The 20,941-nt window shown below is 69.2% G+C and carries 19 protein-coding genes; 15 read left to right on the top strand and 4 right to left on the bottom strand.

Annotated elements, in window-relative coordinates:
* The first annotated feature begins 283 nt into the window (after positions 1-283).
* Positions 284-2,743, top strand: coding sequence for an FxSxx-COOH system tetratricopeptide repeat protein (gene fxsT, locus MBA17_RS15725; protein ID WP_238497206.1), 2,460 nt, complete (start codon positions 284-286; stop codon positions 2,741-2,743).
* 442 nt (positions 2,744-3,185) lie between these two features.
* Here the strand turns inward: fxsT and MBA17_RS15720 are convergent, their stop codons facing one another.
* A complete protein-coding gene (locus tag MBA17_RS15720) occupies positions 3,186-3,638 on the bottom strand; it encodes a hypothetical protein (RefSeq protein ID WP_238497205.1) in 453 nt (150 codons plus the stop codon).
* 259 nt (positions 3,639-3,897) lie between these two features.
* Here MBA17_RS15720 and MBA17_RS15715 point away from each other — a divergent pair, with 259 nt between their 5' ends.
* The 6 genes from MBA17_RS15715 to MBA17_RS15690 all read left to right on the top strand — a co-directional run bounded on the left by MBA17_RS15715 (position 3,898) and on the right by MBA17_RS15690 (position 7,818).
* Positions 3,898-4,041, top strand: a complete 144-nt coding sequence (locus tag MBA17_RS15715; protein WP_238497204.1) for a hypothetical protein — start codon at positions 3,898-3,900, stop codon at positions 4,039-4,041.
* Positions 4,042-4,142: 101 nt separating this feature from the next.
* Positions 4,143-4,322: a hypothetical protein gene (locus MBA17_RS15710; RefSeq protein WP_183661106.1), complete on the top strand. Its 180-nt coding sequence runs from the start codon at positions 4,143-4,145 to the stop codon at positions 4,320-4,322.
* A 670-nt stretch (positions 4,323-4,992) separates the two neighbouring features.
* Positions 4,993-5,214 (top strand): hypothetical protein, encoded by a 222-nt coding sequence (locus MBA17_RS15705; protein ID WP_238497203.1) that lies wholly within the window; start codon positions 4,993-4,995, stop codon positions 5,212-5,214.
* Between the two features lie 304 nt (positions 5,215-5,518).
* Complete coding sequence (locus MBA17_RS15700; protein ID WP_238497202.1) at positions 5,519-6,640, top strand: AI-2E family transporter; 1,122 nt, start codon at positions 5,519-5,521, stop codon at positions 6,638-6,640.
* Between the two features lie 111 nt (positions 6,641-6,751).
* On the top strand, positions 6,752-7,207 hold the full coding sequence (locus MBA17_RS15695; RefSeq protein WP_238497201.1) for a hypothetical protein: 456 nt from the start codon (positions 6,752-6,754) through the stop codon (positions 7,205-7,207).
* Between the two features lie 308 nt (positions 7,208-7,515).
* Positions 7,516-7,818 carry a hypothetical protein gene (locus MBA17_RS15690; RefSeq protein ID WP_238497200.1) on the top strand — a complete coding sequence of 101 codons (303 nt, stop codon included), beginning with the start codon at positions 7,516-7,518 and terminating at the stop codon, positions 7,816-7,818.
* Here the strand turns inward: MBA17_RS15690 and MBA17_RS15685 are convergent.
* Positions 7,815-8,069 carry a hypothetical protein gene (locus MBA17_RS15685; RefSeq protein ID WP_238497199.1) on the bottom strand — a complete coding sequence of 85 codons (255 nt, stop codon included), beginning with the start codon at positions 8,067-8,069 and terminating at the stop codon, positions 7,815-7,817. The two genes, MBA17_RS15690 and MBA17_RS15685, sit on opposite strands and share 4 nt — an antisense overlap.
* 299 nt (positions 8,070-8,368) lie before the next feature.
* Positions 8,369-9,976, bottom strand: a complete 1,608-nt coding sequence (locus tag MBA17_RS15680) for a helix-turn-helix domain-containing protein (protein WP_238497198.1) — start codon at positions 9,974-9,976, stop codon at positions 8,369-8,371.
* 128 nt (positions 9,977-10,104) lie between these two features.
* Between MBA17_RS15680 and MBA17_RS15675 the strand changes: the two genes are divergently transcribed.
* The 8 genes from MBA17_RS15675 (at position 10,105) to MBA17_RS15640 (ending at position 20,663) form a co-directional block, all read left to right on the top strand.
* Positions 10,105-11,970 carry an SIP domain-containing protein gene (locus MBA17_RS15675; protein WP_238497197.1) on the top strand — a complete coding sequence of 622 codons (1,866 nt, stop codon included), beginning with the start codon at positions 10,105-10,107 and terminating at the stop codon, positions 11,968-11,970.
* 42 nt (positions 11,971-12,012) lie between these two features.
* Positions 12,013-13,023: an ABC transporter substrate-binding protein gene (locus MBA17_RS15670; protein ID WP_238497196.1), complete on the top strand. Its 1,011-nt coding sequence runs from the start codon at positions 12,013-12,015 to the stop codon at positions 13,021-13,023.
* Positions 13,020-14,063, top strand: a complete 1,044-nt coding sequence (locus MBA17_RS15665) for a FecCD family ABC transporter permease (RefSeq protein WP_238497195.1) — start codon at positions 13,020-13,022, stop codon at positions 14,061-14,063. The genes MBA17_RS15670 and MBA17_RS15665 overlap by 4 nt, the downstream gene beginning before the upstream one ends.
* A complete protein-coding gene (locus MBA17_RS15660) occupies positions 14,060-15,118 on the top strand; it encodes a FecCD family ABC transporter permease (RefSeq protein ID WP_238497194.1) in 1,059 nt (352 codons plus the stop codon). Before MBA17_RS15665 ends, MBA17_RS15660 begins: the two co-directional genes overlap by 4 nt.
* On the top strand, positions 15,115-15,969 hold the full coding sequence (locus MBA17_RS15655) for an ABC transporter ATP-binding protein (protein WP_238497193.1): 855 nt from the start codon (positions 15,115-15,117) through the stop codon (positions 15,967-15,969). Before MBA17_RS15660 ends, MBA17_RS15655 begins: the two co-directional genes overlap by 4 nt.
* Positions 15,970-16,036: 67 nt before the next feature.
* Positions 16,037-17,158 (top strand): alpha/beta hydrolase, encoded by a 1,122-nt coding sequence (locus MBA17_RS15650; protein WP_238497192.1) that lies wholly within the window; start codon positions 16,037-16,039, stop codon positions 17,156-17,158.
* On the top strand, positions 17,155-18,915 hold the full coding sequence (locus MBA17_RS15645) for an ABC transporter transmembrane domain-containing protein (RefSeq protein WP_238497191.1): 1,761 nt from the start codon (positions 17,155-17,157) through the stop codon (positions 18,913-18,915). The genes MBA17_RS15650 and MBA17_RS15645 overlap by 4 nt, the downstream gene beginning before the upstream one ends.
* Complete coding sequence (locus MBA17_RS15640; RefSeq protein ID WP_238497190.1) at positions 18,912-20,663, top strand: ABC transporter ATP-binding protein; 1,752 nt, start codon at positions 18,912-18,914, stop codon at positions 20,661-20,663. The genes MBA17_RS15645 and MBA17_RS15640 overlap by 4 nt, the downstream gene beginning before the upstream one ends.
* Here MBA17_RS15640 and MBA17_RS15635 read toward each other — a convergent pair.
* Positions 20,657-20,929, bottom strand: a complete 273-nt coding sequence (locus tag MBA17_RS15635; RefSeq protein ID WP_238497189.1) for a hypothetical protein — start codon at positions 20,927-20,929, stop codon at positions 20,657-20,659. The two genes, MBA17_RS15640 and MBA17_RS15635, sit on opposite strands and share 7 nt — an antisense overlap.
* Positions 20,930-20,941 lie beyond the last annotated feature (12 nt).

Raw genomic sequence — 20,941 nt, 5'->3', positions numbered from 1 at the left:
AGGTGGCGGCCCCGCTCCGAGTGCCCCTTGCCCCTGGGCGGGACCGCCAGGTGGTAAGCCGTGCGCTCCGCCACGACCACCACGCTCCCGCCCAAGCCCGGCACCTGATCCACGACGTGCCGCAACCGGGTCGGCGCCCAGCGAGACATGCTCGGCGGGCGATAACGAGTTTGCGTCGTATGCGCGCTGGACGTGGTCGCAGCGTCACGCTGGAGGAGTGACGGCCTCCCCTCCTCAGCCGGGTGAGCCACGGCCTCGGCGCTGGCCGTGGGTGCTGGCCTGGATGACGGCCCTGGTGACGCTGCTGGCCGGCATGGCCGGGTTCTTCCTTGCTGACCCGCTGAACCTCCCCACAGATCTGCTGGACGTGCTCGACAAGCGTGCCAGCGTGATCAGCATGGTGGCTGGGCTGCTGCTCGGTGGGCTAGGGGTATGGCTGCAACGACGTCCGCCTTCCGCTCCCGCGTCCTTACCGCCGGAACCGAGCAAGGCCCTGGAGCCAGCGGACATGACAGCGCCACGGACGCCCGCTCGACCGTTCCATCTGATGCCGCGCCCGCTGTACCTGGTCGGCCGTGATGAGACGCTGCCCAGCCTGCACGACCGCCTGACCAACGCCTCGACATTGCCCTACTGGGTGGCGGTCCATGGCCTGGGCGGCATCGGCAAGACTAGCCTGGTAACCGAATACAGCCACCGCTACCAGCACGAATACCAACTGGCATGGCATCTGCCCGCCGAGGATCCCACCGTGTTGTCGGCCGCGTTCGCCGAGTTAGCCGCCCACCTCGGCGCGCAGGAGGCTCACCGGGCCGATCCCGTACGTCAGGTGCACGCTGTACTCGACGCCCATCCTGGCCGATGGCTGCTGATCTTCGACAACGCGCCCGACGCCGACGCCCTCCATGGCCTCCTGCCGCCCACCGGCTCCGGGCATGTCCTGATCACCAGCCGGTCGGGAAGCTGGCCGGACCTGCATGGCCTGGAGTTGCCCGTTCTGGACTCCGGTCCGGCCAGCGCCTTCCTGCTGGAGCGCAGCGGTCGCGAGGATGCGCAGGCGGCGGCCGCCGTGGCGGCCAAACTCGGCGGCCTGCCACTGGCGCTGGAGCAGGCTGGCGCCTACATGGCCGAAACCGGCACCGACCCCAGCAGCTACCTCGACCTGCTGACCCGCCACCGGCCGGCGCTGCTCGCCGAGGGCAAGCCCTGGGGTTATGCCGAGAAGGTCACCTCCACCTGGCAGGCCGCCTTCGACCAGCTCACCGGCACCCACCCGCAGGCGATCGCCCTGCTACGGCTGCTGGCCTGTTACGCGCCTGAGGACATCCCTTACCACCGTTTGCTTGACGACCTCACTGTTGACTCGCTCGTCGGACTCGGTGACGGCAAGGGCGCCAAGAAGCAGCTAAGTCTGCTCCCCGCTGGACGCCTGCAGGTCAACACTGCGATGGCCGCGCTGCGCCGCTACTGCTTGATCAGTCGACCGCATGACGGGCTGGTCTCGATGCACCGCCTGATCCAGGCCGTCACCCTCGATCGGCTCACCGACGGCCAGCGCAACGCTTGGTCTGCCGTCGCCAACACCATCCTGGAGCAGGCCCTGCCCGGCACACCCTACGTACCTGCCGCCTGGCCTGATTACCGGCGCCTGCTGCCGCATGGCCTCACCGTCCTGGCTCCCGGGTCTGATGCCCTTCTCGAAATCTCCACGTATCTCGGCGCCGCTGGCGACGCCCGGACCGCTCGCGCTTTGGCCAGGCAGCTGTGCGACCACCGCACCGAGCACCTTGGCGCTGAACACCCCGACAGCCTGACCACCAGGCACAACCTCGCCGAGTGGACGGGGCAGTCGGGGGATGCGGCCGCTGCCCGCGATCAGCTCGCCGCCCTGCTCCCCATCCGCCAACGCGTCCAGGGCGCCGACCACCCCCACTCCTTGGAGACCTCGCATCATCTCGCCATCTTCACCGGGCTGGCGGGGGATGCGGCTGCCGCCCGCGATCAGCTCGCCGCCCTGCTCCCCATCCGCCAACGCGTCCAGGGCGCCGAATACCCCGACACCCTAAGGACCCAACACGACTACGCCGACTGGATAGGGGATGCAGGTGACGCGGCCGCCGCCCGCGATCAGCTCGCCGCCCTGCTCCCCATCCGCCAACGCGTCCAGGGCGCCGAGCACCCCGACACCCTCAGGACCCGACACAATCTTGCCCATTTCACCGGGTGGGCGGGGGACGCGGCCGCTGCCCGCGACCAGTACGCCGCCCTGCTCCCCATCCGCCAACGCGTCCAGGGCGCCGAGCACCCGCGCACGTTAGACACATGGCACCAGCTCGCCTACTTCACCGGGCTGGCGGGGGACGCGGCCGCTGCCCGCGATCAGCTCGCTGCCCTACTCCCCATCTGCGAACGCGTTGAAGGCCCTGAACATCCCGAAACCCTGACCGTTCGACACGCCCTCGTCCGCTGGACGGGGCAGGCGGGGGACCCGGCGGCCGCCCGCGACCAGCTGGCCGCGCTGCTGCCCATCTGTGAGCGAGTCCTGGGCACCGACCACCCCCACACCTTGGCCAACCGACACGACCTCGCCAACTGGACGGGGCAGGCGGGGGACCCGGTCGCCGCCCGCGACCAGCTGGCCGCGCTGCTGCCCATCCGCGAGCGAGTCCTGGGCGCTGATCACCCCGATACCTTGGTTACACGGCACGACCTCGCCAACTGGACCGGGCGGGCTAGGGCGTAAGGTCCGCCGGTAAATGGCCGGGAATCTCCGGAGTTATTTGGCCGGATGCTCGAGCAGGTCCTCTAACTCCCAGTCACGTCGCATGCCCGCACCCTTTCTCCCGATCTCCAATGGAGGGTCAGGAGAAACATGGTTTGTAACCACTCGGCTACCGACCGGTATGCCCGAGCCGTGATCACGACATAGCGGACCTGAGACGCAACGCTCAGTTACCTTGCCCTGCCTCAAGCTGGCTTTCCATACCGCGAGCCACGCGAACAACGATTACGCAGAGCTACTTTTCCTCTGATGGCGGCGACCCGAGTGGGGGCCTCGGTGGCCGTCATCGGCACCGAGGCCTCCGACCACTTCCCCATCGTGGCCGACCTCGAACTCCCCCACCCCTCGCCCTGACCTCCGGCGCCCGCCGTCTCTCGCGACGGCGGGCGCCGAGCGGTCCGGATCAGATGACGCCGCTCTGCCCGACGCAGCTCGTGACACCCTTCCTACCGGCCAGCTTCACGAAGACCCGATGCGCCATCGGCCGGGTCGCCGAGATCGCCCTGCTGCCGGAGTTGCCCGTGATCACGGTCGCCAGGAACTCGGCGTCCGGAAGGCCGCCCCGATCCTGGACGAGGCTGACCTTGACCGTGGTGGGGCCTCCGGAGGCCGTCCAGTGGACACGGCTGAAGCGGTGCCCATACGTCGTGTTGATGTAGGTGACGGTCACCTTCAGCCTGTAGGACCCCTTCGAACAGGTCGCGACGAGGGCCTTGGCTGCCGACGTGGTCACCGACGCCGCCGGCGCGGACGCCGAGGCGGACGCGGTCACCGACGCCGACGCGGGCGCGGGCGCGCCCATCATGGCCACGGCCCCCATGGCCCCGACGACGACCGCGGTACGCATGATCTTCATATGGTTCCCTCCGTTGATTTCCCGTCGAGGTGAGACCATACGGAGACGCGGTATGGCGGAGGTATGTCCCAACAGGCCACTCGGAGCGCGCTAGTGGGACGCTAGTCAGACGCTAGGTTTTCGACGACCAAGCAGCCGACGACCAAAGTCCGCACGGCTGCCGGCCGAACTGTGTCCAAGGGATCTGTCGCCTGACTCAACCCTTGACCCATGCTCCTTCTCGGCAAGCACCAGAACCCGCCCCGACAGAAGGAGCATCATGAAGAAGCTGCTCAAGACCGCCGCCATCGGCGCCATCGCGATCGCATCGAGTTTCGCCCTGGCACAGCCGGCAATGTCCAGCTCGCTTTCGTGGAACGTCAGCGACGGAGTTCGAGGAGCTCAGAGAGTCCGAGCGGCTTGAACAGGATCTGAAGGACCTCGGGGTGAACGCCGACATCAGCTTTGTCCCGCGCGGCCAGACGTGCGACCCGGAGCGGGGAAAGCGGATTCACCTCAAACCACGTGAACTCCTCAATCCCAGCAGGAAATGGGTTCAACCTCGACCCGCGGCTCCTCGGTCCTGGGCGGACCCTGCTGGTGGACGTCATCATGATGGGCGGTCCGGGCTGGGCGTTCTCGGGCGGGCTGATCGAGGGCCCGGTCAAGCCGTGCGTGCTGATCCCGCTGCCGCCCGGCAGCTAACGCTTCGGGTCCAGCACCGGTGGCAGGATTCTCTGGCAGGACTGGTCCTGAGGGCTGTACTCCTGCCGTCAAGAGATCATGTCCGGCCGAGTAGCTCCGGAGATTCCCGGCCATTTACTGCCGGAACTTACAACGTCAGGTGAATGATTTATGTCGGGGTAGGTCGCGGGCGCTATCCAGCCCGCTGACCTGCGGCTATCAGTCCTCGGATGCTTCCTGATTAGATGGGGAGGTTATTCGGAGGGATGATGGGAGGGGTAGCGAGAAGGCCAACGGCAACTATGGTCGCCTTGCGATGAGCTGCCTAGCAGGCTTCTGTTCGCCGTCATCGTGTGCTGCCCCTTGCCGGAGATGTTATTTCAGAGCGGCGCACGCCTCATGGAAATGCTGTCGGTAGCTACGAGAGGAGACGCGGACACGCGTCATGTCCGTGACCGAGCGGGTCGGATTCCGACCCAACACGCTGCCAGGGCCTCCTGGCCGGGCGCACGTACAGAGCGGACCTGGTCGCATGCGACAGCCGGGAGTCGGCGCGCGCATGACGAAGTCTCCCGCGCCCGAGGCCCTCTTGGTGAGTAGTTGAAGAATGGCGGCGCACGTTCCCGCTTTCATATCGCCATTCTCACGCGACCGCACCAGGTCGCTGGCACTCGGCGCGGTCGAGGCGGCGATGCGGGCTGCGCTGGTGGAGAAGTACAACACGGTGCGCCCGTTCCTGCGGCTGCTGGGCCAGTCGAAGGCGCTGGCGGCGGCACCGGGCGGGCGGCGCGTGGTGGCCGCGGTCCGCCGACTGCCGGAGCTGCCGCGGCGGCGAGTGAGCAAGAGGCCGCTGCTGGGGAGAACACCTCCACCCTGCTCGCCTACTCCGGGCACAGCTCGGTCGCCTCGCTGACCCGCTGGCAGAAAGGCCTTGCCCCGGCAGCGCGCCGCCGCTGACCTACATCTCCACCCCTTCGCATCTCAGCGCCCTCCGCATTCGGATTCCGGACTGGGTGCCGATTGTGGTCGAGAGCACGCAAGGGAGCACGATCCATGCTGGCCGGGTGGGAGCTCCCTCGTGAGGGTTTACCTGTCCTTGCTGACCGCTGACGTACCGTATCCGCTTCCCGCGGTGCCCGTTCCAGGCTGCCTGAAAGGCTGGACAGCGGCGTGATCGCCGGTGGCGATATCAGGGGCGAGCCGACCAGGAGGAGGCCATGATCAAGCCGGGTGCGGCGCGAGGAGGGCGGCGCGCCGCCGAGCTGCCGCGATCGGTCCGGGTGCTGCTGGCGCCCGCGAACGTGGCCCGGGCCGGGCTCGCGCTGGCGGCCGTCGTCGGAGCTGCGCTCTTCGCGCACTTCGTGCTGACCGACGCAGGCTGGCTGGTCATCCTGCTGATACTGGCCTGGTTCGTCTCCCTGGCGATGGAGCCGGCGGTGCGCAGGCTGTCCAGGTGGATGCCGAGGGCCAGGGCCACCCTGGTGATGATGGCAGGGCTCATCCTGGCGGCGGTCATCTTCCTCGCGTTGTTCGGCAATCTGTTCCTGGAGCAGGCGGCGCAGCTCCTTCGCCACCTGCCCGCCGTCGCCGAGACCGTCACCTCCTGGGTCAACACCCGACTCGGTACCCAGTACAAGGTGGCCGACATCCTCGCCTCCATCAACCTCACCCCCGCGCAGGCCGCCGAATACGCGCAAGGCGTGCTCGGCGGTGTGCTGAGCCTGCTGGGAACGGTGACAAAAGCGGTGTTCAACCTGGTCACCATCCTGCTGCTGGCCTTCTACCTCTCAGCTGACGGTCCCCGCCTGCGCCGGTGGATCGCGCGCCTGCTGCCGCACCGGCCGCAGCACGTCTTCAGCCGGGTCTGGGAACTGTCCATCGAGAAGACCGGCGGCTACGTCTCCGCCCGGCTCATCCTGGCCACCATCAACGGAAGCCTGTCGGCCGTGGTGTTTCTGCTGATCGGCATGCCGTCGTGGCTCGCGCTCGGCGTGTGGACGGGGGTGGTTGCCCAGTTCGTCCCCACGATCGGCACTTACATCTCCATCGCTCTGCCCACCCTGGTGGGGTTGGCCTCGCCCCAGCCCTGGACGGGGATCGCGGCGCTGGCCTGGGCGATCCTGTATCAGCAGGTCGAGAACCTAACACTGGAGCCGAGGATCAGCGCGCGGTCGGTCGACCTCCACCCCGCGGTCTCCTTCACCGCCGTGCTCCTGGGCGCGGCGCTGTTCGGTCCGGTGGGCGCCCTGCTGTCTATCCCTGCCACGGCCATGCTGTTCTCGCTCGTCGACACGTACGCGGCCACCCGGCCGGAGCCGGCACCGTCAACAGCACGGTGAAGAGGGGGCAAGGAGAGGTTCACGGGCGGGTGAAGGTACGGGCCGGTGCGGGCGGCAAGAGCCGTCTGCGGGAACGAGTTCAAGACCAAGGGCCCGGCCTATCGAACCACGGTGCAGACCACGCTGCGCGCCTCCTACATCAACCACTACCGGCGCGGCCTGATCGCGCTGCTGGACACCCTAGAGTTCAAGAGCAACAACACCGCCTTCCCGCCGGTGATCGAGGCGCTGAAGTTGATCCGCCGCTACGCCAAGGCGGGCAACACCACCTACTACCCGCGCGGCGAGGTGGTGCCCGAGCATCGCGGCACGGCCGGGGAGTGGGAGGACCTGGTGTTCAAGAACGACAAGCTCGGGCGTCGGCGGGTGGTGCGGATGGTGTATGAGATCGTCACCTTCCAGGCGCTGTGTGAGGCCCTGCGGTGCAAGGAGATCTGGGTGGTCGGCGCTTATTCCTTTCGCGATCCGGAGGAGGATCTGCCCAAGGACTTCGCCGCCCGCGCCGCGTGGAGAACTACGCCGAGCTGCGCAAGCCGCTGGACCCGAAGGACTTCATCGCCGAGTTGAAGGCCGAGATGCGCGCCGAGCTGGAGGCGCCTTCCCCCGGAGTGGATCGCCGGCCTCACGGCCGGCAGCATTCTCCTCACAGCCGTCCTCGTGCTGGTGTCATATAGATCGACGGGTCATCCCAAGCGACGGTCCCGCAGGTAGCCCCGTTTCGTCCCTAGGCGAGCGGCGACGTCTCTTCGAAGGGCGTCGCCGCGCCTGTTGGCGCCGGGAGAATCCGGGGTGATCGTTCTCCGGAGAGGAGCGGTAGCGCACTGTCGATAGCGCAACCGCGCTTCGCACTGTCCATGCCGTGCCGCTGACCAGGGGTGGAGCTGGGTGCCGCAGCGGGCCGCGGAGGCCTTGTCGGCGATGAACTCGGCGCCGATCCCGTGCGCGATGGCCTTCTCGGCGACCAGGCACGGCCAGACAACCATCTGGTCGGCGATGGTGGCCTTCGCGTCCTTGGTGCAATTGACGCAGGCGATGCTGAGGCCGAAGTCGATCAGGGGGAATTGGGCCGGCCAGTGCTCGGCGAACAGGCCGTGGAGGTCCGGCCGGTCCGGCCGGACCGGCCGGTCGGGGCGGTGATGGGCGGCGGGTCGGTCGCGATAGTGACGACGCGGGTCTAGGCGGGGTGGCCGGGGATCGCGGCAGCCGGCGCGGCGCTGCCGGCGTCGGGTTCGCCGACGAGGGCGAGCAGGGTCTTGCGGGTGATCTGCAGATGCTCGGCCGCTTCTTGCAGCTCGCGCAGCCGCGCGGTCAGGGTGTCGATCTCGGCCTGGGTCTGCTCGATCTGGCGGGCCACGGCCTGCTCGCGGTTGTCAATCTTGTCCAGTAGCCACGTGCCGGGATCTGGCGCCTGCCCGTCGGACGTGGTCATGCCGAGCGCCAGGAGGGAGCGGCGCCCGGGCGGGTGCGGGCCATGTTCGCGGCGGAGTGGCTATGACGGCTCCGGCTGGGATCTGGCCCACTTTTCGAAAAGTGGGCCAGATCCCACTCCGGCTGAGCGAACAACTCAGTGCAAGGCCGCCTACCGTGACGATCGTGAACACGAACGCACGCACCCTGCCCGTCGCAAAGTCTCGGACCTTGCGCACACCAGTTCCGAGAAGCCGACAGGTATGCAGGAGGGCCTCCTGATCGCGGCGGATAGGGCCGCTTTGCAGGACAGCAACGGTGCTACTGGTTCCGCTCAGACTCGCGCTGCTGGTAGTCGCGCGGAGACAGTCCGTGGAAGCGGGAGAAGGCCGCGCTGAACGTGGGTAGGTGGGCGTACCCGATCCGGCGCGCGACGGCGCTGGGCGGGGCGCCCCCGGCGAGCAGGTCGCGAGCGATGCGCATGCGGGCGGCATAGCGCCAGCGACCCAGTGTCATACCTGTCTCGTCGCGGAAGGCACGGTGGATCTCAGCGCGGACATCAACATCATGCGTCCCGCCAGGCTCGCCGATACGACGCAAGCACTCCATCGCGACAGCACGCGCGCGCGGATTGGTGGGCATCGGCACCGACAGCGCTCGCTGCGCGGCAACCTGTTCCGCGAACAGGTCGAGGATGTGGCGGGGGTTGTGGTCGTCGGGACGCAGTCCGGACCGGGCGCTGATCGAGCAGAACATCAAGTAGTCGTCCCACGCAGGCGAGAACCGCACCTGCAGCGGCACTGTCAGTTGGAGGTCGCCGGTACTCGCGTTGCCCAGCGGCAGGGAGACGGAGTTCTCGCGGAGGCCGGTGACATGCTCCATTTCTGCAGGGATCCAGGTCGCCACCCCTCGCTCCCGCTCGTAGCGTCGGTCGCCGATGTCAAGGTACCCGCTGCCTCGATACATCCAGCTGAGGACGTGGATGTCGTTGGTGTGCGACGGCGTGCTGGCCGCGGGCAGCATCTCAGGCGCAGCGGGAGTGTCCATCTTGCGCATCATCCGGATCAGGTCGTCGGTCTGCCGTGCCGCCGCTGCCCGTTGCGTCAGCCCACCGGCGCCGGGTCGGGCGGAGAGCTCCCGTCCGAACTCGTGGGGGGTCAGTCCGAACCGTCCCTTGAAGGCCCGCGTGAGGCCGTTGCGGCTGGCGAAGCCCACTCGAGCGGCCACCTGGTCCACGTCGTAACCGGCAGCGAGGAACTCCACGGCGGCGCCGAGCCGGCAGAGCAGCCGCCACTGCTCGAACGTGAGCGCGGTGTCGGCGAGGAAGTCACGGCGAAGGGTGCGCGCGCTGGAGAGCACCCGCGACGCCCATTGCTCGACCGTGAGGTCAAGCGCGGGGTCGCGAATCAGTTCCTCGGCGACTGCTCTGGCGCCGCGGGCTTGCGGCATCGCCGGCGAGGCGAATCCCTCTGAGGTCGGATTTCGCCCGACCTCGACGGGCACCGGCGAGCGCGAGCCAGGACGCCGAAGGAGCTCCTCGATCGCCTCGGGGGAGTACCCGCGGCCGCTGAACGGAGTGACCTGCAGGTTGAAGAGCTGGATCAACCAGTCCTGCCAGCCGCTGGGAACGTCGAACCGCGTCAGTTCCGACAACCCCCAAGCGCCGACACTCGCGTGGGGCCACAGCGGGAAGGCGACAGTGCCTGGCTCAGTGGTGATCGCCCGCTCTGCCCAGCCATCTGCGGGAATCCAGGCGCCTTCGCCAGCCTTGAGGTGGAGCACCGGCCCGCCGTCGAGGCGCACGTGCGCCTCGCCAGCGCGAACCCAGAGCAGCAGCGGTCGAACGGGCGCATCTGTCGAACCCAACCGCGCGTCCGGAATCGGCGGCGGGTCGCCGGCGCCCGCGGCGAACGACGAGGGCACCACCACGTCCTAACCATACGGCAGTCTGCGCACACTATTGCAGGTGAGGTTTGCCTAACCTTACCAATGCGCGCCCTCCTGATGCCGGCGCGCTGCCTCTGCCCTCGAAGCGACCGGAAAGTTGAGTTCCCCGCATGCCCAAGACCTCGCGCCGGCTGACCGTGCACCCGCCGACCCTGCGTGAGGTCGAGGTGGTCCGGACTGTCGACATCACCCCGGGGATGCGGCGGGTCACGCTGAGCGGCGAACAGTTGGGTGCGTTCACCACTGCGGACGGCTTCGTACGGCCGGCCTTCGAGTCCTCGGGCTTCGACGACGACCTCGGGTTCTACTTCCCGTACCCAGGTCAGCGCGACCCGGTGCTCCCGGTCCAGGGCGAGGCCAAGTTGATCGTGCCCAAGGATCCTCGACCGCTGTCGAGGGCCTACACGGTTCGCCGGTGGGACCCCGAGGCCGGCGAGCTGGACGTGGACTTCGTCAAGCACGGGGTGGGCGCGGGAACGACGTGGGCCTATCGCACCCAGCCGGGTGACCGGATCCACCTCAGCGGCCCGAGCACGTCCAAGGCGTTCCCGGCCGGCGCCGACTGGTTGCTCGTGGCAGGCGACGACACCGCACTCCCCGCGATCGGCCGCCTGCTCGACGAGCTCCCGCCCGACGCCCGGGCGCAGGTGTTCATCGAGATCGCTGAGGACGCCCACCGCCAGGAGCTGCGCGAGCTGCTAGGGGTGGACGTGACGTGGCTGGTCCGCCCCGGCGTAACGGCCGGGACCGTGTCGCTGCTCACCGAGGCCGTCCGCAGTGCGGAGTGGTGGCCGGGCCAGGCGTTCGCGTGGCTGGCCGGCGAGCACACGGCCGTCCGGGACATCCGCCGGCACCTGGTCGAGGACCGTGGCGTGCCCAAGGAGGACATCGACTTCGCCGGCTACTGGCGTCGCTCCGAGGTCGTCGCCCTGGAGACCGACGGGGCGGTACCCGACCCGGACAGGACAGTCACCCCGTTCCAGAAGCTCCACGACCTGACCGAGCTTGTCGCGCCGATCGCGATCCGCACTGCCGTCGAGCTGGGCGTTCCCGATCTGGTCTCCCGCGGCGTGACCAGCGTGACCGAGCTGGCCGCCAAGGCCGGCGCCGACGAGCGCGCTCTGGGCAAGCTGCTGCGTTACCTGCACACCCTGGACGTGGTGACCGAGACAGAACCGTGTCACTACGCCCTGACGCCGGTCGGCGATGTCCTCACTCTCGAGTTCATCGCCGACCGGCTCCACTCCGCTGGGGTGGTCGGTCGCGAGATGCTCGGGATCCACGGCCTCACGGAGTCGGTCCGCACCGGCCAGCCCGCCTACGCCTCGGTCACCGGCCAGACCTTTGCCGACGTGCGAGCCGAGCAGGACTACGAGGACCGTCACCTGGAGCGCCTGGCGAAGTTCCAGCCCGCACTGGCCGAACCGATCGCCACGTCCGGCCTGCTCGCCGGAGTCCAGCACCTGGTGATCCACTCCGGTGGTGCCGGCGCCCACGCCCGTGAGTACGTCGCAGCCCACGAGAGCCTGCGCGTGACGATCTGCGCCCTGCCCGCTCAGGCCGACTGGCTGCGCCGCGACCTGCCCGCCACGATTCCCGACGAGCGGCAACGCACGCGGGTCAGCGTGCTGGAGCAGTCCGTCTTCGAGCCCAGCCCAGCAGCCGACGCCGTGCTCATCAGCCGCGCCTTCAAGACCCTGCCCGACGCCGACGCTGCTCACGCACTACGCCGGGCGGCCGAGAACCTCGTCCCCGGCGGACGGGTGCTGCTGATCGAGGAGGTCTTCGACACCGACGACCTCGACGAGCACGACGGCGAGGAAGACCTGATCGGCCTGGTCTGCCACGGCTCCGGCCTTCGCACTGCGGCGGAGCTGGACGCCGTCATCGCCCGGGCCGGCCTCACGCGCAGGTCGGCGCACACCGTCGGCCTGGGCGCCACCGTCCACGAGCTCCTCCGCTCCACCGCCGACTGAACCCCTGCACCCCCGGGAAGACAGAGAAAGAAGCGAACACCCATGAGCAACACCTCCCTGATGAGGCGCGGCGCAGCCCTTGCTGCCGCACTGATGAGCGCGTCGCTCGTCCTCACCGCCTGCGGCAGTGACGGCGGCGACACCGGCGACAAGGCCGTGGAGACCCCCAGCGTCGAGGCCGCCGAGACCCGCAGCGTCAAGGCCGAGAACGGCACCATCGAGGTTCCCTTCGCCCCCCAGCGGATCGTCACGATCGGCAACACGAACCTCCCCTTCATCGATCTGGGTGGCAAGCCAGTGGGCGTCACCGAGGTGTCCGACTCCGACCTCGACGTGCTGCCGAAGGAACAGAGGACTGTGTACGAGGCAGCCGAGATCGTCGGCAGCAGCGGTGGTGAGGTAGACCTCGAGAAGCTCGCCAGCCTCAAGCCGGACCTCATCCTGGTCCAGTTCCACTCGAATGACTGGGACAAGATCGGCAAGCGACTCGAGGCGATCGCCCCGACCGTGCTCTGGGGGCTCGACACCGAGTGGAAGGCCTTCGCCGACGCCATCGCGGAGGCCGGCAACGTCGCGGATGCGCTCAGCCGGCAGAAGGCGGAGTTCAAGGAAAAGGTCGCCAAGATTCAGGAGACCTACGGCAAGGTCATCGACGGCACCTCGTTCGTCGACGTCTCCCGCGGAGACTGGAGCGATCCCGGAACGTTCTACATCGCGGACATCGGTTGCTCCGAGATTGCCCGGGACGACGTCGGCCTGGACCTCCCTGAGGCGGCCGAGGGCAAGGACCCCTTGGCCTACGAGTCCTTGCCGTTCGAGCAGATCGGTGAGCTGTCCAAGTACGACGTGATCACCTACCCCGTCGACGCCGCGGGCCAGCCGACAGAGCCCTTCGTGCCGGTGGTCGAGACCAACACCTGGAAGGCGCTGCCTGCCGTGAGCTCCGGTCGTGCGCTGGGAGTCTTCTGCCCCAGCAACAACTCCTACGGGCCCGTCATCCGGTACCTGGACTCGCTCGACAGCGCACTGGCGACCCTCCCAGCCAAGAAGTGACAGCCCTCGCCCTGCGGCAGGACGGTCCGGGCACCGAGACGGTGCCCGGACCGCGTCGTCGTCTGCTCGGCCTGGTCGTCGCGCTGGTGGTGCTGGTGGTCCTGCTGGTGCTGAGTGTCATGATCGGGTCGACGGCGATCGCGCCGTCAGTGGTGTGGGACGCGCTGTTCCGCTCCTCTGCCGGCATCGACCAGTTCGCGATCCGCGACTTCCGGCTGCCGCGCACGATCGTGGGTCTGGTCGTCGGCGTCGCACTCGGTTTGTCGGGCGCGTTGATCCAGGCGCTCACCCGCAATCCCTTGGCCGATCCGGGTATCCTCGGCGTCAATGCCGGTGCGTCCTTCGCGGTGACGGTCGCCGTGGGCTTGCTCGGCGTCCGCGACGCCCAGGGCTACATGTGGTTCGCGTTCGCGGGGGCACTGATCGTCACGCTCCTGGTGCTCGCCCTTGGGTCGACACGGCAGGGCTCCTCGCCGGTGGTCATAGTGCTCACCGGGGTCTGCGTCGGCGCCGTGCTCGGCGGCGCCAGAGAGGCGCTCCAGTTGACCAACCCGGACGCCTTCGACGCGATGCGGTACTGGAACGCCGGGTCGATCGTGGGTCGCCCGCTCGAGGTCGTGTGGCCGATCCTGCCGTTCTTCGCGGTGGCACTCATCCTGGCCTTCGCGGTGTCGGGCCCACTCAACGCTCTGGCTCTGGGTGACGAGCTGGCGGTCGCCCAAGGGGTCCGGTTGGTACGCACCCGTGTGCTTGCGGTGATCGCACTCACCCTCCTGGCCGGTGGCGCCACCGCGATCGCCGGACCCATCGCATTCGTCGGACTCATGGTGCCGCACGTGGCCCGCTGGATCGTCGGCCCGCACCAACGCTGGATCTTCGCCTACAGCATCCTCCTCGCCCCGAGCCTGCTGCTGGTCTCCGACATCCTCGGCCGCATCGTGATGAGACCCAGCGAGATCCCCGTGGGTATCGTCACCGCCTTCGTCGGCGCTCCCGTTCTCGTCGCGCTGGTGCGGCGGAAGAAGGCGAGCGGACTATGAGCACGCACATTCCGCGGGTGGACTTCGGGCGGCGGGTGCTGGTACTGCGGCGCCGGCGGATCGCGGTACGGCTCCAGTGGCGCTCGGTCGTCGTCTGCGCGCTGCTCGCGGTCGCGGTCGCCGGTACGGCGGTGCTCGCGCTGATGACCGGCTCGTACCCGCTGAGCCCCGGGCAGGTGCTCTCCGCACTGACCGGCCGGGATACCGGCATCGTCCACGACATCGTGGTCGAGTGGCGGCTGCCCCGGGTGGCCGCGGCGCTGGTGTTCGGCGCAGCTCTGGGGGTGAGCGGGGCGGTCTTCCAGTCACTGTTGCGCAACCCTCTCGCCGACCCCGGCATCATCGGGTTCTCCCAAGGCTCCTACACCGGCGCGCTGATCGTGATCCTGGTCGTCAACGGCACCTACGTGCAGCTGGTCGGCGGGGCGTTGCTGGGCGGGATGGCCACCGCCGTGGCCGTGTACGTGCTCGCCCACCGACGAGGGGTGCAGGGGTTCCGGCTGATCATCGTCGGCATCGGCGTCTCGGCGATGCTCGGGTCGCTCAACACCTGGCTGATCCTCAAGGCCGACCTGGACCAGGCGATGTCCGCGGCCGCTTGGGGTGCCGGGTCGCTCAACGGCGTGTCCTGGGAGCAGGTCGTCATCGGCGGCGCCTGCATCGCCGTACTCCTGCTGCTGGCCGGGATGTTGAGCCGGCCGATGCGGCAGATGGAGCTGGGTGACGACGCGGCCGCCTCGCAAGGGGTACGGGTCTCGCCCGCACGCCTCGCCCTGATCCTGGTGGGAGTGGCGCTGACGGCGACGGTCACGGCCGCGTCGGGGCCGATCGCGTTCATCTCCCTGGTCGCCCCGCAGATCGGACGCCGACTCGCCCGCACCGCCGGGACCACCCTCGCCCCCGCCGCCTTCGTCGGCGCGCTGCTATGCCTGGCGTCGGACTACCTCGCCCAGCACGTCGCCCCCACCCCGCTGCCGGTCGGCATTGTCACCGTCGTGCTCGGCGGCGGCTACCTCGGATACCTGCTGTTCACCGAAGCCAGGAGACGCCTATGAGCGCGACCCCGCCCGACACCGCGCGCCTTCGTGTGGAGTCGGCGACGATCGGCTACGACAAGCGGATCATCTCCGAGCGCCTCTCAGTGGCGATCCCCGACGAGTCGTTCACGGTCATCGTCGGCCCGAACGCGTGCGGCAAGTCCACCCTGCTGCGCGGCCTGTCCCGACTGCTGAAGCCGTCGGGCGGGCAGGTCGTCCTCGACGGTGCCGACATCAACTCCTACAAGACCAAAGAGGTGGCGCGGCGGGTCGGACTGCTGCCGCAGACCTCGATCGCCCCGGACGGGATCACCGTCGCCGACCTGGTGGCCCGGGGACGGTACCCCCACCAGGGGTTCATCCGGCAGTGGACCGAGGACGACGAGCAGGCCGTGCTCAGGGCGATGCACCAGACCTCGGTCACCGACCTGTCCGGGCGCCTGGTGGACGAGCTGTCGGGCGGGCAGCGCCAGCGCGTGTGGGTGGCGATGGCGCTCGCGCAGCACACCGACATCATGCTGCTCGATGAACCGACCACCTTCCTCGACATCACCTACCAGATCGAGCTGATGGAGCTGTTCACCGACCTGCACCACGTCGGCCACACCCTGGTCGCCGTACTGCACGACCTGAACCACGCTGCCCGCTACGGCACCCACCTGATCGCCATGAAGGACGGCGCCGTGGTCGCCGAGGGCACTCCGGACGAGGTCGTCACGGCCGAGCTGGTCGAGGAGGTGTTCGGTCTGCGCTGCCTGGTGATGCCCGATCCGGTGGCCGGCAGCCCTCAGGTGGTGCCGCTCGGCCGCGAACGAACCCGACAGAGGTCCGCTGATGATACCGACGTAGAGAGCGCGAGAAATGGCTGATCCGTTTGTCGAGAAGTTGTCGACCGGTGAGTGGAGCCCGGAAAGATTCAGACGACATCTCGAGGAGATGGGTGCACCGCTTGTCGAGCGGGTCTCTGCGGACGAGGTGGAGGTGACGTTCGTCGACGAGCCCGGAGACGACACGACGGTCACCCTCTCGGTGGTGATCGGCCCCAAAATCGGCTTCAACCCGATCGACACGGAGTTCGCCTCGGTGGCGGGGGCGCCGTTCCGCGTTCTCACCCTGCGGATACGTTCCGACCTGCGCTTCTCGTACGTGTTCGCACGACGTGGGCCGACGGGTGAGGGCGAACAGGTTCCGGACCCGTTCAACCCACCACCGAGGTTCTCGGAGTGCTCGGTGGAGCGGTTCTCCGGGGCCTCGGTGGCAGTGCTGCCCGACGCAGCGCCGTTGCCCTGGCTCGATCAGGCCGAAGCGCGGCCGGCCCCGGCAGTGGAAACTGCCGTGCTGGCGAGCGAGCTCCTGGGAGACGAACGCCGCATCTGGGTCTCGATGCCCGCGGGAGAGTTCTCGGACGAGAGCGCACTGCCCTTCGTGATCCACCTGGACGGGACGCCGGACCACAGCGCGCCGAGCGTTCGTGACGCCCTGGTCCGGGCGGGACTGGTCCGACCCTGCGTGGTGGTCCTCGTCGGTCAGCCCGCACTGCAGCGCGACAAAGAGCTGCTCTGCAACTCGGCGTTCTCCCAGATGCTGGTCCAGGAACTGCTGCCGTGGCTCCACCACCGGTATCCGCTCTCGCGGGACCCCGGTGACGTTGCGCTGGCCGGCGAGAGCTTCGGCGGTCTGTGCGCTGGCTGGACAGCGCTCCACCACCCGACGACGTTCGGCAACGCCATCCTCCAGTCCCCGTCGTGCGGGTACCACCCTGACCTCACGTGGGGCACCGGGTCAGGTGAGCTGCTGCGCCGCACCCCCGTACCGACACTGATCGCCGACTACCTGGCCGCAGAAACGGCACCGATCCGCATCTTCCACGACGTTGGTGAGCTGGAGAGCTCGAACACCCACAGTCGCTGGTTGGACCATGTGCTCACCGGGAAGGGCTACGACACCCTCTACAGAGAGTTCGCCGGCGGACACGACTACGCATGGTGGCGAGGAATCTTTGCCGATGCCTTGCTCTGGTGCTTCCCGCTCAGGAGCAGGGACCGGAGCCAAGCGTGAGGAACTCCTCGCGTTTCTCGGGCGCCGACACCGCAGGGCTGGGGCGAGGACCACTGACCCGCCGGCTGCCAGTGCTCCTGCTTGCTCCCGCCGAGCCGCTCGATGCTCGGCCGTTCGGGTCCGGGCCGGGGATCACCCCGGGCCGGTTCCTGCTGCGCGTGATCTTCTCGGTGAGGCGGGTCAGCGTTCCCGCGATGCTGCTGGCGATCGTGTGGCAGGTGGGCGAGTCCGCGGTCCCGGTGGTGATGGGACTCGCGATCGACCGGGCCCTGGCGACCGGGGATGAGGGACAGCTGGTCCTGTGGCTCGGCGTGCTGGTGGCCCTCTACGTCGCGCTGACGTCGACGGCGAGGCTCTCGCTGCGGCTGACCGCCTATGCGGTGCAGGTACTGCAGCACCGACTCCGCGGCACCCTCTCCACGGGCGTGCTGCACTCGGTCGGCGGCACCGCCCGTGCGCCGGACGGCAGCGTGGTCTCGGTGATGACGAACGACGTCGCGCGCCTGTCCAACGCGGTGATCCTGATGATTATCCCGGTCTCGAGGATCACGGCCATCGGATTCATCGCGGCATCGCTGCTGGCGACGCACTGGCTGCTCGGACTCGTGGTGCTGTTCGGGGCGCCTGTCGCGGTCTGGTCGATGGGCGTGCTCAGCGAGCGGCTCTCCCGGGACACCCGCGAGTACCAGGAGCTGCTGGCCTCCACGGTCGGACAGGCCACGGACCTGGTCGCCGGCTACCGGGTGATCAAGGGGGTGCGTGCCGAGGCCGAGGCGACCAGCCGGTACCGGCAGGCAAGCCAGGAGACCCTTGTCGGCGCCAGGCGCAACGCGGGCCTGCTGGGGAGGTTCCTTGTGGGCTCGGGCGTGGTCAGCGGCACGTTCGTCGCCGCGGTGATGGGGCTGGCGGGCTGGTTCGCCGTGGACGGACAGCTCAGCATCGGCGAGCTGATCACCGCCGTCGGCCTCACCCAGGCACTGCTGCCGCAGATCCAAGCGATCGCGAGCACGTCCATCCCCAATCTCGCCGGTGCCCGCGCCTCGTCCGCGCGTGTCCTCGACGTGCTGCGGGACAACGCCACGTCGACGGCCGAGCCCGATGACGCGACCCGGCGGGAGGTCACCGCGCTGCCGGAGCTGGACGTGGTCGTGCCGAGCATCTCCGGGCCCGGCGTGACAATCCGGGTCGAGCCCGGCGAGCTCGTGGGCGTGCGCGCCGACGACCGGACCGCCGCCCGTGTCGTCGAGGCGCTGCTGGACCCGCGGGCCGAGGGAGGGGTCGAGGCGCGGCTCGACGGGATCGCGGCGCGGGAGCTGTCCCCGGTCGAGTACCGCTCCCGGGTCACCGTCGCGCCGCACCGCGCCACGCTGTTCAGCGGCACACTCCGCGACAACGTCGCCGTGATCGCGGGCGCGCCCGAGCGGGTGGACGCCGCGGTGCGAGCCGCCGCTTGCGACGACTTCGCGGCCGACCTCGACGTCCCGGTCGGCGAGGGCGGCAACCGACTCTCGGGCGGCCAGCGCCAGCGGGTCGCGCTCGCCCGCGCCCTGGCGAGTGACGCGCCGGTGCTCGTGCTGCACGACCCGACCACCGCAGTCGACTCGGTCACCGAGCACACGATCGCAAGCCGGCTTCGCGGTGTCCGGGCAGGCCGCTCGACGCTGCTGATCGCCTCGACCCCGGCGCTGCTCGCTGCCTGCGACCGCGTCGTCGAGCTGCCTGACGACGTACCCGCGCCCTCAAGGACGGCGCGGTGAGCGGCACCTCCGCCGTGCCCGAGACTGCGGCTTCCGATGCCGGGCTGCCCGGGCTGCCGGTCGCGAGCGGCCGCGAGACGGTCAGGGAGGTGTGGCGGCTCAGCCACGGGTACCGGCTCCGGCTCGCCGCGACCGGGGCGCTGGGGATCGTCAGCACCGGCGTCGACCTGATCGTTCCCGGGGCGATCGGATTCCTCGTCGACCGCGTGCAGGCCGGCACCGCGGACCTCGCCACAGTGCTGACGGTCACGGTCGTCATGGCGCTCTCGGCAGTCCTCGGTGCCGCGGGCACCGCGCTGACGATCGTGCTCGCCACCCGCGTCTACCACTCCATCCTCGCCGCGCTGCGCGAGCAGCTCGTGGGCCACGCGATGACGCTCCCACAGCACCTCGTCGAGCGCGCCGGCACCGGAGACCTGATCTCGCGGTCCAGCGACGACGTCACCGCGGTCGCCGACGCCGCCCCCGCCGTGATCCCGGTGCTCACCGTCACCGCCTTCACCATCGTCGTGTCGCTGGGCGGGCTCGCGGCACTGGAATGGCCCTACGCGGCCGCCTTCGCCGTCGTGCTGCCGGTCTACGTGCTGGCCGTGCGCTGGTACCTGCGCACCGGACCAGGGGTCTACCGCGCCGAGCGCACGGCGATGAGCGCGCGTGCCCAGCAGATCCTCGAGTCCCAGCGCGGCTACGCCACCGTGCTCGGCTTCGGGCTCACCGAGCAACGACACCGGGCTGTGATGACGGACTCCTGGCGCGTCGCGGGGCAGTCGCTACGCGCACGCACCGTGCTGAGCATGCTCAATGCCCGGCTCAACCTCGGGGAGTGCCTGAGCCTGGCCGCCGTACTCGTCGTCGGCTTCGTCCTCATCGACCACAACGCATCGACCGTCGGCGGCGCCACCACCGCCATGCTGCTCGTGCTACGCCTGCTCGGACCCGTCAACCAGCTGCTGCTGGTCATCGACACCCTCCAGTCCGCCCTCGCATCGCTGAGCCGCATGATCGGGGTCGTCACGATTCCGTTCAGCTCGTCGGATGTCCCGTCACAGGCCGCGAGCACCGCCGTACAGCTCGACGAGGTCTCGTTCCGTTACGGCGAGGGGCCACGGGTGCTCGACGACATCACCCTCGACATCCCGTCCGGTCAGCGCGTGGCCGTCGTCGGCGTGTCCGGGGCGGGCAAGACCACGCTCGCCGGCGTGGTCACCGGCACCCACCTGCCTGAGGCCGGTAAGGTGACTCGCCCCAGCCGTACCGCGATGATCACCCAGGAGGTCCACGTCTTCGCGGGCACCCTGCGCGACAACCTCACCCTCGCCGCCCCCGGGGCCACCGACCGCGACCTCCATGCAGCGCTGGAAGCCACCGGCGCTGCATCGATCCTCGATGTTCTCCCCGACCGGTTGGACACCCTGCTAGGTGTCGGCGGACACCCGCTCACCGACGCACAGGCGCAGCAGCTCGCCCTCGCCCGCCTGCTGCTCACCGACGCTGATCTGGTGATCCTCGACGAAGCGACCGCCGATGCCGGCTCCACCTACGCCGGACAGCTCGACCGCGCTGCCGATGCTGTCCTCGCCGGGCGCACCGCAGTCGTAGTCGCGCACCGTCTCTCCCAAGCAGCGACCTGCGACCGGATCATGGTGATGGCGCACGGCCGGATTATCGAGACCGGCACCCACGGAGAGCTGGTTGATGCCGGTGGTGTGTACGCCGGGTTGTGGACGGCCTGGGAGGCCGCTCAGTGACAACAGCACGACCAGGCCAGGATTCGCCGCAGTCCGCGGAGCTTGTCGTCCTGGGTGAGTCGGTCGGGGTGGCGGGTCAGCCAGGCGGTGACCTGACGGACGGTCGGCCGGGGCGGCTCGGTCGGGGCCGGGGCGGTGCTGCTGCAGGTAGTCGCGGACGCGATGGTAGCTGCCCTGGAACCTGGCGAGGTGATCTCGCGGTGGATCTGGCGGGCGTTGGTGCAGCCCTCGTCCCCTCGCTGGTGGATGTGGGGGGTTGCGTCCACGGGAGTGGTGTA

It is taken from the genome of Dolomitihabitans soli, assembly GCF_022213955.1.
GTDB lineage: Bacteria > Actinomycetota > Actinomycetes > Streptosporangiales > Streptosporangiaceae > Streptosporangium_A > Streptosporangium_A soli.
The sequence above is the reverse complement of the archived record's forward strand: the minus strand, read 5'-3'. Positions and strand labels throughout refer to the sequence as shown.

What these genes read in the sequence shown, in the direction of transcription:
- MBA17_RS15685 (WP_238497199.1), bottom strand. Translation starts at nt 8,069, where the DNA reads ATGACCACGTCCGACGGGCAGGCGCCAGATCCCGGCACGTGGCTACTG.
- MBA17_RS15715 (WP_238497204.1), top strand. Translation starts at nt 3,898, where the DNA reads ATGAAGAAGCTGCTCAAGACCGCCGCCATCGGCGCCATCGCGATCGCA.
- MBA17_RS15705 (WP_238497203.1), top strand. Translation starts at nt 4,993, where the DNA reads ATGCGGGCTGCGCTGGTGGAGAAGTACAACACGGTGCGCCCGTTCCTG.
- MBA17_RS15670 (WP_238497196.1), top strand. Translation starts at nt 12,013, where the DNA reads ATGAGCAACACCTCCCTGATGAGGCGCGGCGCAGCCCTTGCTGCCGCA.
- fxsT (WP_238497206.1), top strand. Translation starts at nt 284, where the DNA reads ATGACGGCCCTGGTGACGCTGCTGGCCGGCATGGCCGGGTTCTTCCTT.
- MBA17_RS15720 (WP_238497205.1), bottom strand. Translation starts at nt 3,638, where the DNA reads ATGAAGATCATGCGTACCGCGGTCGTCGTCGGGGCCATGGGGGCCGTG.
- MBA17_RS15655 (WP_238497193.1), top strand. Translation starts at nt 15,115, where the DNA reads ATGAGCGCGACCCCGCCCGACACCGCGCGCCTTCGTGTGGAGTCGGCG.
- MBA17_RS15650 (WP_238497192.1), top strand. Translation starts at nt 16,037, where the DNA reads ATGGGTGCACCGCTTGTCGAGCGGGTCTCTGCGGACGAGGTGGAGGTG.
- MBA17_RS15660 (WP_238497194.1), top strand. Translation starts at nt 14,060, where the DNA reads ATGAGCACGCACATTCCGCGGGTGGACTTCGGGCGGCGGGTGCTGGTA.
- MBA17_RS15700 (WP_238497202.1), top strand. Translation starts at nt 5,519, where the DNA reads ATGATCAAGCCGGGTGCGGCGCGAGGAGGGCGGCGCGCCGCCGAGCTG.
- MBA17_RS15675 (WP_238497197.1), top strand. Translation starts at nt 10,105, where the DNA reads ATGCCCAAGACCTCGCGCCGGCTGACCGTGCACCCGCCGACCCTGCGT.